The sequence below is a fragment of the Mitsuaria sp. MSU3D genome (genome assembly GCF_056867975.1).
The window spans coordinates 6,470,377-6,482,426 of record NZ_CP200314.1 but is presented as its reverse complement, the minus strand read 5'-3'; the positions used below and the strand labels follow the sequence as shown (position 1 = coordinate 6,482,426).

The 12,050-nt window shown below is 69.1% G+C and carries 8 protein-coding genes; 2 read left to right on the top strand and 6 right to left on the bottom strand.

The window, feature by feature from the left end:
• The first annotated feature begins 69 nt into the window (after positions 1–69).
• Both AC1VNM_RS28500 and AC1VNM_RS28495 read left to right on the top strand, forming a co-directional pair.
• Complete coding sequence (locus tag AC1VNM_RS28500) at positions 70–4,971, top strand: C80 family cysteine peptidase (RefSeq protein ID WP_483109143.1); 4,902 nt, start codon at positions 70–72, stop codon at positions 4,969–4,971.
• Between the two features lie 164 nt (positions 4,972–5,135).
• Entirely contained in the window at positions 5,136–5,699 is a 564-nt protein-coding gene (locus tag AC1VNM_RS28495) for a hypothetical protein (protein ID WP_483109142.1), read from the top strand.
• A 93-nt stretch (positions 5,700–5,792) separates the two neighbouring features.
• Here the strand turns inward: AC1VNM_RS28495 and AC1VNM_RS28490 are convergent, their stop codons facing one another.
• The 6 genes from AC1VNM_RS28490 to AC1VNM_RS28465 form a co-directional block, all read right to left on the bottom strand.
• The gene (locus AC1VNM_RS28490; RefSeq protein WP_483109141.1) at positions 5,793–6,788 is read right to left on the bottom strand and encodes a Bug family tripartite tricarboxylate transporter substrate binding protein; all 996 of its coding nucleotides are present in this window, start codon (positions 6,786–6,788) and stop codon (positions 5,793–5,795) included.
• Positions 6,789–6,849: 61 nt separating this feature from the next.
• Complete coding sequence (locus AC1VNM_RS28485; protein ID WP_483109349.1) at positions 6,850–7,791, bottom strand: hydroxymethylglutaryl-CoA lyase; 942 nt, start codon at positions 7,789–7,791, stop codon at positions 6,850–6,852.
• Positions 7,792–7,906: 115 nt separating this feature from the next.
• A complete protein-coding gene (locus AC1VNM_RS28480; RefSeq protein ID WP_483109140.1) occupies positions 7,907–9,103 on the bottom strand; it encodes a CaiB/BaiF CoA transferase family protein in 1,197 nt (398 codons plus the stop codon).
• A gap of 113 nt (positions 9,104–9,216) precedes the next feature.
• A complete protein-coding gene (locus AC1VNM_RS28475) occupies positions 9,217–10,509 on the bottom strand; it encodes a type II toxin-antitoxin system HipA family toxin (protein WP_483109139.1) in 1,293 nt (430 codons plus the stop codon).
• A gap of 13 nt (positions 10,510–10,522) precedes the next feature.
• Complete coding sequence (locus tag AC1VNM_RS28470; RefSeq protein ID WP_483109138.1) at positions 10,523–10,885, bottom strand: helix-turn-helix domain-containing protein; 363 nt, start codon at positions 10,883–10,885, stop codon at positions 10,523–10,525.
• A 223-nt stretch (positions 10,886–11,108) separates the two neighbouring features.
• Positions 11,109–11,999 carry a LysR substrate-binding domain-containing protein gene (locus AC1VNM_RS28465; RefSeq protein ID WP_483109137.1) on the bottom strand — a complete coding sequence of 297 codons (891 nt, stop codon included), beginning with the start codon at positions 11,997–11,999 and terminating at the stop codon, positions 11,109–11,111.
• Positions 12,000–12,050 lie beyond the last annotated feature (51 nt).

Sequence of the window (12,050 nt, the reverse complement as noted above, 5' to 3'; positions counted from 1 at the left end):
TCGAGCGTCCAGGGCAAGACCTGGCACGCGCCACGCCACTAGGGAGGTTCCACCGCCGAGCCTCCCGCCATGCCCCTCTTCGACCCCGCCCTCTTCAACACCCTGCCTCGCCTGCAACCCGTCGACCGATCCCGGGTCGATGACGCGCTGGATCCGCATCACGGCTTGCTGACACTGTTCGTGCGCGAGCTTCCGCCCCGCGCGGGCGGATCACCGTCCGGCGACATCCAGTTCGCCACCGGCACGAAGGACGCCCTCACGGCGTGGGCGGTGGACGTCGTCGTGGACGCCCTGCCCCGCAAGGGTCTCTCGCTCGCCCAGCTGCAAGGCATGTGGACGTCGATGCTGTCGGGCATGGTCGAGTCGATCCTGACGGCGGTTCGCACCGCCGATTTCTCGGGCATCGCCGACGCCGCGCAGGGGCTGGGCAGCATGCTCCAGCTGGGCCAGGATCCCGGCGAGCCGCCACGCCTGTGCCGCTTCACCTCCGACAACGGCCTCTCGCCCGCCCCGGCCAAGGCGACCGAGGTCGTGCTGCCGCTCTCGGAAGGCCTGCTGCTGAAGCTGTTCGACGTGGCCGTGGCCTCGGCGCGGTCCGCCAGCCCCGCCGGGTCCACGATCGGTGTGCGCGCGCGATCGCAGGCGCTGAAGGCGCTGCTCTGCGAGCAGCCGCTCAAGGTCGACATGAGCCACGCGCGCACCCTGTGGCGGACGGAGGCGTCGCGGCAATCGCCGGCGTTCGTGGCGATCCGCGACGTCGTCTCGGCGCAGGAGCGCCTGGTGCGCCGCGGACTGGTGCCCGCGACCCGGTTCGTCTCCCCCGGCCCGACACCCGCCTCGCCTCGGACGCCGGAAGATCGCGCGCTCATCAGGGCCCTTCATGCCGCAGGGACGGACCGCCCCGCCGGGCAGGTCGCCCAGGACACCCCGGCCCCGTGGAGCGCACAGAGCGTGCCTGAACCCGGACCCACGCCGTCCGACCGCGAGCGCGGGTCCTGGGTGTTCCAGCCCGACCGCCATGGATCCCGGGCGACCCTCCACGTCGATCCGCTGCCGGCGACCGCTTCCACCGAAGACCTCGCCAACCAGGACCGGCAGTTCCGGCTGCTCCGCGATTTCGTGCTGGTCCGCCTGTTCCAGGAGGGGGTCACGAATCGGCTCGACGTCACGCTCAAGGGCGATGACATCCTCGTCGGCGAACTGCCCGTCGCCACCCGATCCCGCCGCGGCGCATGGATCCCGGACCTCGACGCCATCAAGGAGGCCCGGAGCGTGACGACGGTCATCGAGCGGCCGTCCACGCACTCGACGATCGACCAATGGTGGGACGGCAGCGCGTACCGGTTCTTCGAGCCGCGCATCCGTGCGACGGAGGTGCGGCAGCTGCGCCTGTTCCTCCAGATGAGCGCGGACAGCTCGAACCTGGCGCTCGAGCGATACCGCTACCCGGACGAGGCCGTCTGGATCCAGATCGATCGCCACGGCCATCAGCGCATCGTCGGCGGCGAGGCCCTGCTGTCGCGCCTCACCCCGGACACGCGGGTGAAGCTCGAGATCGAAGGCCACGACAGCCTGAGCGACACGGGGGCGCTCGAGTTCGAACACTACGCCCCCGCGGCGCTCATCGACCGGGTGAAGACGGCGTTGCGCGAGCTGGGGATCAGCCGGACCGCGAGCCAGGTGACCTTGCGGTCCTGCGCGCTCGTGAGCCGGGCCGCCCCTGGATCGTTCGCCGAGCGTTTCCTGGAGGCCGGCGTCGAGCAAGGCCTGCTGACCGGCGACGCACAGGTGACCGCCTACTCGGAGCTACTGGGGTTCGTCCTGAACCGATGGGACTGGTGGATGGCGCCGCTGTTGCGTCCGGACGTGCCCCGGGTCACGATGCGCTTCCTCGGCGCCGCCGAGGAACGCCATGCGCCTGGCAAGACCTGGATCTACACGCGCAATCCGACGACCGGTCGGATCGCGCGCCACGACAAGTACCCGGCCGCCCCCGGTCAGCGACCGGCGGACACGGTCTATCGGGAAGCGTCGGCGATCAGCCTCGAGCGCTGCACCATCCTCGGCGCGGCCGGACGCGTCATCGAGCGCCTGCGTCCCACCGCGCGCCATCACCTGCTGCCCGCGACGCCCGACACCGCCGCTTCGACGCTGAGCTTCTTCGACGAGTCGACCGGCGCGACCGCGGCGATACCGGTCGACGATGCGGCCGAGGCGCGGCTCGTGGACGCCTACCTGCGGCAGCTGTCCATGCTGCTCGACGAGATGCCGGCCGAGACGGCCCGCGCGATGTCCACGGAACCCGTCGGCGCCCAGGCGCCCGACGGCCTCAATGTGGGACTGCTCGCGCTGGCGCTGAGCCAGCTCTCGCGGACCTCACCGGCGGGATCCCCCTACCAGGCGGCCGTCACCTACCTCGGGATGACGCAGGGGGCCGCCTTCCTGGGGGCGGATGCCGCGACGCTGGCGAACATGATCCGCACGACGATGCAGAGCACGGACGCGGCCGTCGTCTCGGGTCTCTCCCAGGCCACGGCACTGCTGACCAAGGGCCTGCGCGGCCTGGGCTCGGTGCTCCAGGCCGGTGTCGTCGGCCTGGACATCAAGAACCTGGTCGACGCGATCGCCTCGGGACGGGCGTCCGCGATCGGCGTCGCGGGCACGCAGCTGGGTTTCGACATCGCCGGACTGGGCCTCCTGGGCGCCAGCGCCATCGCGGCCCTGACCGGCTTCACCCTGCTGTCCACCGGCTTGAGGGAACTGGCCGTGCCGCTCGCGGGCATCGCGATCGGCGTCACCGGCCTGGTGCGAGCCGTCGCCGAAGAGGAGGAGCGGCTCAACTTCAATCTGCAACCCCTGCACGGGATCGACGAGGGGTACGACACGCCGCTCCGGTCGCTGCCCGCCGGCAGCAGCAGCGACAGCAACAGCGGCGGTGGCAGCGGCGGCGACCGGCAGTTCCTGGCCGTCGCCGGCTGGGCGCCGGTGAACCGCATCGACTTCGTCAAGGGCGAGGTCGGCTTCGACGACGCCACCATCGGGGAGACCTCGGTCCATCTCTCCGGTCTCTACACGTCCGGCGGCCATGCGCATGACTGGAAGATCAACGACGGGTCCGACGCCCAATTCGCCAAGTCGCGCGAAGAGATGGACTTGGATCTGTGGTCCCTGCTGTGGAAGCCGGGACGCGCGATCCGTCCGATGGCCGCGCTCACCGGGGAGCAACGGGATCCGTCCCGCATCCTGGTGCTGGCGACCAGCCCCGCGGTGGACATCGACTTCGAGGTCTATTCCAACAGCCGGGCCGGCGGCGACTTCTCCGTCCTCGGCGATGCGCGGCTGGACCGGATGGAGCGTCGCAGCGGCGGGCAGTTCGTCGGCGACTACGTCACCTCCAGCAGCATGGCCAAGTCCGCCGATGTGTGGCGCTACGCGTACCGGAAGAGCGCGCTCACGGTCGTACTCGACCAGCAGGCGCGACTGCTCGCGCTGCCGGGTCGCGCCGGCCTGGACGACGCGCGCTTCACCTTCAGGAACCACGACGGAGAACCGGATCGCGGCATCCACCCGCTGGACCAGTCGCTGGTGGACTGCCGGCTGATCGGCGGCGGGGGTCAGGTCGTGCTGATGCTGCCCGCCGACGGCACGGTCCGCAACCCGGTGACGATCGTCCCGTCCGCGCGGCCCGGCGAATCGTGGACCGTGCTGCTCGACGGCGCGTTGAGCGCCGGCGGCAAGGCCTTCGAGTTCCTGGACGGCCATGGCCCGGGCAAGCGTGCAGGCAAGGGCGAGGGCGAGGGCGAGGGCGAGGGCGAGAGTGCCGCCATCGGCTTCCGGCTCAACGGACAGACGATCCGGTTCGAGTCGATGCCACGCACGCCCGTGACCGTGGTCGACCCCCGGCAGCCCGAACTGGGCGTGTGGCTGGACCTGGGTCGGAAGCGGGCCGCGCTGGTGGTCGATCTCGGTTATGCGCCTTACGACATCGATCCGGCGGCGGAGGTTCGAACCCACCTCGACGCGTTGGGCCATCCACTCCTGGAGGGTGGATTGACGGCGCAAGTCCTGCCACGACGGGACGAGGGGCTGGTGCTGCTGACGGCTCAGACCGACGCGGTTGACGCGCCGATCCCCGGCGATGACGTGCGCTCCACGCCGGGTTTGCCGCAAGACCTGGCACTTGCGGGCGCGGGCCGCCGCGCGCCGCTCGGCGGCTACGTCGATCTCAAGAGCGGTCATGCGGTCCTGCAGGGCGATCAGACGCTCTGGATCCACGACCCCGCGCCCTCGTTCGCTCCCGCTGCTGCTCCCACCGCCACAGGCCTCGGCCGAACCGCGCGTTGGCACAGGACGACGACGGCGGGCGACAACCGAGGCGTGTCACCCGTCAGCGACGCGCCATTCCAGCCTCCACCGGATCGAGGCGCCTTGCAGCGTGCCGAGCGCAGGACGCTGCTCACCGATCTGAAGCGCTTCACCGCGCAGGCGATGGACGGTGGTCGACCGTGGGTGCCTCTCGGCGACACCCCGGCGCAGTCGCGCGACTTCGTGTTCCGCCTGCGCCGCGCCGGCGTGGAGATCGTGATCGACAACGGCGATTCCCCAAGAGGCGTGGACCGGGGCAGCGTCCAGGACCGCTACGACGCCAACGCCGACGCGCTGGCGCTGTTCACGGAGGACCTGCGGCGGCTGATCGAGATCGACGACTACCTGACGCCGAAGTCGCGCCGGCGCGGAGACGCCACACCGCCCGAGCCCTTCTCCCGCACGCTGATCCAGGGCGACGGGCACGAGATCGACCTCTCGTCGACGCTGCGCAGGCGGGACATCGACGAAGCCGTGGTCCTGCCCGAGGTCGACGAAGCGCCTCGCCGCCTTCGCCTCGACGAAGAGGCCGGCGCGGACATCCGGTCCGCCTACAACGGGCTGGACCTGCTTCTGTTCGATGCCGCCCGGCCAGCTTCCCCCTGATCCGCATCCGCGACGCCCTGCTCGTCGGGGACCACGCCTCCGGCCACGTGCTGATGCCCGATCCAGCGTTGACGATCTCCCGGCACGTTCCCGGGACGGCAACGGCAACGGCAACGGCGACGCCGATGGGGATGGGGATGGCAACGGGGACGGGGGTTGCCGCGATGTCGACGACGCCCCCAATCTCCACGGCACTCGCCTTGCCCGCCGAGCGTCTCGACGTCCCGATCCTGACGCTCAGGGATCGTCGTCTGTCGCTGGTGCGGGACGGCGGTGACCTCGTCGCGCGATCGGGCGACGGATGGGACGAGCAACGTCTGCCGTGGTTCTTCGATCCCGACGCGCCGGGCGGTGGCGCCGAGGCGTCCCGCACGGACCGCGCGCTGTTGACGCGGATCCGCCAGGACGATGGATCGTGGTCGTTCGGCGAGCTCGTCAACGACAACCTGCTGGACATGGTTGCAGCACAGGAGCACGTCGGCCGCTCGACCGGACGCTCGATCGACTGGTCCATCGCCACCGACGACGACCCGCGCGCCAGGGTGCCCCGGCTGACGATGGACAAGACCGGTCACGTGACCGCGGCGACCTTCCGGTTGCAGGCGCTCCGCTTGAACGCCTTCATCGCCGGCATGCCGGCGGAAGGACGTCCAGGGACTTCAGACCTGACCCTCCCGCCAGCGCCTCGGATGTCATCGTCGGCGCTGCTCGTGCCGCAGCACGGCTGAGGTCGTCGGAACAGGCGCGGCTGCGGCTGCGGCTGCGGCTGCGGTAGCGGTAGCGGTAGCGGCAGCCGCAGCAGCGACAGCGGCAGGGTGGGCTCAGTCCGCCTGGATCTTGGCGGACGAGATCACCTTGCCCCAGCGCAGGAACTCCGCGTCCGAATGCGCCTGCAGCTGCTGCGGGTTCATGTAATCCGCGGTAGCGCCGAGCTCGGCGGCCTTCTTCTTGAACTCGGGCGTGGCCATGATCTTCTGGATCTCGCTGGTCAAGCGGTCCACCACCGCCTGCGGCGTCTTGACCGGCGCGAACACCGCGAACCACGATCCCGCATCCAGGTTGGGCAGCCCCGCCTGCGCGGCGGTCGGCACATCCGGCAGCGAGGACAGCCGCTCCTTGCCCGTCACCGCGACCGCGCACAGCTTGCCCGCCGCGATGAAGGGCATGAACGGCGGCGGCGTGCCGAAGGTCAGGTCGACCTGGCCGCCCAGCAGATCCTGCAGCGCCGGCCCCGTGCCCTTGTACGGGACGTGGATCATCTGGATGCCGGCCTGCTGCTCCAGCATCACGCCGGTGACGTGCTGCAGCGAGCCGTTGCCGGACGACGCGAACGACAGCTTGCCGGGGTTCTTCTTCGCATAGGCGATCAGCTCGGCCGTCGTCTTCGCGGGCACGCCCTCGCGCAGCACGATCAGCTGCGGCGCGGTCAGCACGTTGGCCACCGGGCGCAGGTCTTTCAGCTCCCACGCGCCCTTCTGGATGTGCGGCGTGATCACGTGATATCCGGAGTACTGCATCAGGATCGTGTAGCCGTCCGGCTCCGCGCGCTTGGTGGCGACGGCGGCCAGCGCGCCGCTGGCGCCGGAGCGGTTGTCCACCACGACGGTCTGGCCCAGCGCCTTGCCCAGCGGCTCGGCCAGCATGCGCGCGGCGATGTCCGTGGTGCCGCCGGGCGCGGCGCCGACCAGCATGGTGATCGGCTTGTTCGGATAGGCCTGCGCGTGCGCGGCGGTCATCGGTGCCAACGCAGCAGCGGCGATCGCGAGCAGCGCGAAGGCGGGAGCGGCCACGACGAGGCGGCGGCGGATTCGGTTCATGGTCTTGTCTCCGGGAAGCCGCTCGTGGCGGCGTTGTCGTTGGGGGTGAAGCGGAAAAAATTCAGGCGTCGCGGGCCAGCGCGCGCTCGCGGATCGCGTCGAAGTCGCGCGGCCGCGGATGCAGGTCCAGCCGGCGGCCGGCGCTGACGATCTGGCTCGGCACCGCGTGGCCGATCAGTGGCGGCAGACGCTTGGCCGCGGCGATCAGGCGTTCGAGGTCCACGCCGGTGTCGCAGCCCATGCAGTGCAGCGCATGGACGATCTCCTCGGTGCAGACGTTGCCGGTCGCACCGGGCGCATACGGGCAGCCGCCGATGCCGCCGAGCGACGCGTCGAAGCGGTCCGCGCCCGCGTCGATCGCCGCGATCACGTTCGCCAGGCCCATGCCGCGCGTGTTGTGGAAGTGCAGCGTGAGCTGGGCCTCGGGCCAGCGCTCGCGGAAGGCGCGCACCAGCGCGACGACCTGCGTCGGATAGGCCATGCCGGTGGTGTCGCACAGCGTCACGCCGCGCGCGCCGAGGTCGTCCAGGAAGTGGCCGCACCATCCGAGCACGGTGTCGACCGGCACGTCGCCTTCCATCGGGCAGCCGAACGAGCACGACAGCGACACGTTCACCGCGATGCCGGCCTGGTGCGCCATCGCGGCGACCTCGGCCAGGCCGGCGAAGGACTGCTCGCGCGTCATCCGCAGGTTGGACAGGTTGTGGCTCTCGCTGGCGGACATCACCAGGTTGAGTTCGTCGGCCCGGGCCTCGATCGCGCGTTCGGCGCCGCGGACGTTGGGAACCAGCACCGTGTAGATCACGCCCGGCTTGCGGACGATGCCGGCCATCACCTCGGACGCGTCGGCCAGCACGGGGATCGCCTTCGGGGAGACGAAGGCCGTCACCTCCACCTTGGCCAGGCCGGCGTCGGACAGCGCATCGACCAGCGCGATCTTCTCGGCCGTCGGCACGAAGGTCGTCTCCGCCTGCAGGCCGTCGCGGGTGCCGACGTCCTGCATGAAGATGCGGCGGCCGGCGCCGGTCCAGACATCGGACGGCGCGCGGGCTGCCGCGCCGGTGGCAGCGGAGAATGCAGCAGAGGAAGGGGAAGAGGTAGCAGTCATCGCGTGACCTTCAGGAAACGATCTTGCGATCACGGAGCGCGGCGATCTGTTCGGTGGTGAGGCCGATCTCGCGCAGCACCTCGTCGGTGTCGCCGCCCAGGCGCGGCGCGGCGCGGCGCACGGCGCCGGGCGTGCCCATCAGCTTGGGCACGATGCCCGGCACGTCGAGCTCATGGCCGTCGCGCGTCTGCTGTTTGATGATCATGTCGCGGGCGCGGAAGTGCGGGTCCTCGACGATGTCCTTGGCCGTGTACACGCGCCCGGCGGGCACGCTGGCCTCGGCGAGCGGCGCCAGCACGTCGTCGACGCTGCGCGTCGCGGCCCACGCGCCGATGGCGGCGTCGATCTCCTCGACGCGGGCCACGCGGCCGGCGTTGTTGGCCAGCGCCTCGTCGTTGGCGAGATCCTCGCGGCCGATCACCTGCATCAGCCGCTTGAAGATCGAATCGCCGTTCCCCGCGATCAGCACCACGCCGTCCGCGCAGGGATAGGCGTTCGACGGCGCGATGCCGGGCAGCGCCGAGCCGGCGGGACCGCGCACGGCGCCGAAGGCGCTGTACTCGGGGACCAGGCTCTCCATCACGTTGAGCACGGCTTCTGTGAGCGCGACGTCGATGACCTGGCCGCGTCCGCCGTTGACCTTGCGGTGGTAGAGCGCGGTCAGCACGCCGATCGTGCCGTGCAGCGCGGCGAGCGTGTCGCCGATGGAGATGCCGCAGCGCACCGGCACGCGGCCGGGTTCGCCGGTCAGGTGGCGCAGGCCGCCCATCGCTTCGCCGATCACGCCGAAGCCCGGCAGGTCGCGATACGGCCCCGTCTGACCGTAGCCGCTGATGCGCAGCATGATCAGGCCGGGGTTGGTCTTCGCGAGTTCCTCGTAGGACATGCCCCAGCCCTCGAGCGTGCCGGGGCGGAAGTTCTCGATCAGCACGTCGGCTTCGGCAATCAGTTGCCGGGCGATGTCCTGGCCGTCCTTCTGACGGAGGTCGAGCGCGATCGAGCGCTTGTTGCGGGACTGGACCTGCCACCACACGGAGGTGCCGTCCTGGATCATGCGCCAGTTGCGCAGCGGGTCGCCGCTGCCGGGCGCCTCGATCTTCACGACGTCGGCGCCGAAGTCGCCGAGCGTCTTGCCGGCGAACGGGCCGGCGATCAGTTGCCCCATCTCGACGATGCGCAACCCGTGCAGGGCCTGCAGACCTTCCATGCTCGATGTCTCCTGTTTATGGAGACGGATTCTGGGAAGGTCCGCCTCCGGTGGGAATGACGGAGTGGCGGCGCCAGCTTTCACGGATCGCGAAAGCGGGGTGGGGTTGCCACCTAAGTCAGGGTGACCAGCTGCTTGTCGATGAAGTCGATCTCCCGCTCCGGCACTCCCGCAGCATCGGCGTAGACAGACCAGAGCTGGCAGGCCTCCCGGACCTCGTCGATCACACGCTGGGCCTGTCGAACGCCGAATCGATCCGCAACGATGAGAAGGTCCGAAAGCTCGATGTTCTTGAACTTCTCGTTGACGGACATCAGGTGTTGATGGGTCCACTCCCCTTTCGGGTTGTGGGCGAACGTGAGGTCGTAGGCGGGCGCGAGGCGCCATGCCGGCTCATCCTCTGGAAGGATGAAGCTCAGGTTCTTCACGTGGTCATCGCAATTCATGCCGACGACATTGAAGACCATGCGCCGGAAGCCTTCAACACGATCCTCGTACGGAAGGTCCAGTTGATCCATCGTGAGGAAGAACTGCTCGTAGGAGTGGACGCCCTTGAGCTTGTAGTCCAGGTGCTGCATCGCGCAGAGCGTCTGCACGTGATGTCGACCCGAACTCCCATGCCGATCGAAGCGACGGGTCATGAAGTGCGCGCGGCCGTTCTCCTCCAGCAGGTCGCAGTCACTCATCCGTATGCCGGCGGAACGCGCCATCAAGTGATAGGCGAACTCGATGCGTCCGTAGTTCTGGGAAGCCCCCAACTCCTTGTCGACGCCGACGCCGTCGAACTTCAGCAGCCAGTGCTCGAAACCCGCTGGTGCGTCCACCTGTCCTGAGCGCAATTCCTTTGTCTGCGGATTGATGGCCACCACGGCCTTGGCCCGGGCACCGCCCGCCGAGGTGCCGACATCGATGATCGAACGCAGCGCGGCGCTGGTGTGCTCGTCGTCGTCGATGGCGCCATGGACAGCCTCGCGGGCGACCAGCACCAGCTTGCGCATGTCGATGGCACTGGCCTGCTGGGTGCGAGGACCGCGTACCGGCTTGAACGTCATCGCCCCCATGGCCCGGGTGCCCATGTAGGCGAGGCGATCCAACGCGGAGACCTGCGAGGCGGACATGCCTTGCCGGGCCATGTAGCTGTTGATCAACGCATTCCCGAAGTCATCAGGAAGCGCATCGGCGAGCAACGCCGGCAGGCGCTTGTACGTGTTGACCGGGAGATCCGGGAACAGATAGACGTCCTGCGCGTTGAGCGGCATGTGCAGCGGTGCCAGCTCGATACCTGTCCCGCGAAACGCGGGGTCATACGCGAACGCGTAGTACCCATAGGTCGGATCGAGCGCCGCCACGCCGACGAGCATGTCCCACAGATGGACTTCAACGCGATCAACGGGGCTGTACGGCATAGGGGAAGGAAGGCTACTTGATCCCAGCGCGACGATTGGCGACGAATGTCAATTTCCGGGCCTGCTCCTGCGCTTGCTTCACGCTCGTCGCGGTAGCCCGCTGCCGCTGGTTGCTCCTGCGAGGCAAGTTCAGGGGATTGATCGTCGGCACGGGCGCCATGGCGTCAAACCACGAATCGCGCCCCAGAGCGCGCATCACTGCCAGCAAGGTCCGCACGGTCGAACCGGCACCCTTTTCGAGATTGCGCAGCGCCCGGACACTGATGCCGGAACGCTCCGCGACAGTGGCCTGATCCAGGTTGCGTTGGAGGCGAAGGGCGCGGACCTTCTCGCCGATGCCCTGTTCGATCTCGTCGTCGGTGCGGATGGTGGCCACTATTCAACTCCACAAGCGGCAGAGTTCTGCCGACTAATACGCCGATATGAGCGCTATCGGTACAAGTATGCCGACTAAAGATCACCTTTGCAAACACCATAAACGGCAGTTTTCTGCCGCTCGCATGGAAATTAATCTTTAATAGGCAATTTTCTGCCGATTAAAAACCAACTCTCTTGCTGCGGGAGAGAGTTGCGGGAGAAGGGGGCCATTCAAGCAGTGATCACAAGCACAGATGATCGATGAACACCCGCACATGCCTGGGCAGCGCATCGAGGTCGCGCACGCCGATGAGCAGCGTGCGGTCGGACCAGTCCTCGTCGAGCCCGACGCGCCGCAGGTTCAGCGGTTTGAGCAGCGGCTCGACCGCCACGTCGGGCAGCACGGCGATGCCCATGCCTGCGGCGACCATGCGGCACATCGCGTCGAAGCTGCGCACCTGGATGCGGTTCTTCAGGCGCCGGCCGAGTTTCTCGGTCTCCATCTCCAGGCGCTTCTGCAAGGAGGTGGCCTTCGCCAAGGTGACGAAGTCGTGTTCGACGGCCTGCTCCCACCGCACGGTCTTGCGTTTCGTCAGCGGATGCCCCGCCGGCGCGACCAGCACCAGCCGGTCGTGCCGGTAGTTCAGGACGTGCAGGCCCAGCGCCGGCGTGCGATCCGCGAAGATGCCGAGGTCCGCGCGGCCGTCCAGCACCGCGACCACGATCTCGTGGCTGTCGGCTTCCTCGAGCTCGATCCGGATGCGCGGGTTGTCGCGCACGAAGGCCGACACCTGCGCCGGCAGGAACTGCGTCACCGCCGAGGTGTTGGCCCAAAGCCGCACGACGCCGGTCAGGCCCGACGCGTAGTCGGACAGGTCGGCCGTCATCTGGTCCACGTCGCTGAGGATGCGCTGCGCGTGCTGCTGCAGCGCCAGACCCGCGGCCGTCAGCGTGACGCCGCGCGAATGCCGCTCCAGCAGCGTCGTCCCGAGCGAATGCTCCAGGTCGCTCAGGCGCTTGCTCGCCGCGCCGACCGCCAGCGCGGCCAGCGCCGCCCCCTTGCTGATGCTGCCCGTGCGGGCCACCAGGCTGAAGAGCGACAGCGAGACGAGATCGACGCGATGCAGGTTCATGGCGGACGAAGTATCGGTCCGCGCCGCCGCCGCGAGGGCGACGGCGCGTCG

Coding starts and splice junctions, on each gene's coding strand:
- AC1VNM_RS28500 (WP_483109143.1), top strand. CDS start 70: ATGCCCCTCTTCGACCCCGCCCTCTTCAACACCCTGCCTCGCCTGCAA.
- AC1VNM_RS28495 (WP_483109142.1), top strand. CDS start 5,136: ATGTCGACGACGCCCCCAATCTCCACGGCACTCGCCTTGCCCGCCGAG.
- AC1VNM_RS28490 (WP_483109141.1), bottom strand. CDS start 6,788: ATGAACCGAATCCGCCGCCGCCTCGTCGTGGCCGCTCCCGCCTTCGCG.
- AC1VNM_RS28485 (WP_483109349.1), bottom strand. CDS start 7,791: ATGCAGGACGTCGGCACCCGCGACGGCCTGCAGGCGGAGACGACCTTC.
- AC1VNM_RS28480 (WP_483109140.1), bottom strand. CDS start 9,103: ATGGAAGGTCTGCAGGCCCTGCACGGGTTGCGCATCGTCGAGATGGGG.
- AC1VNM_RS28475 (WP_483109139.1), bottom strand. CDS start 10,509: ATGCCGTACAGCCCCGTTGATCGCGTTGAAGTCCATCTGTGGGACATG.
- AC1VNM_RS28465 (WP_483109137.1), bottom strand. CDS start 11,999: ATGAACCTGCATCGCGTCGATCTCGTCTCGCTGTCGCTCTTCAGCCTG.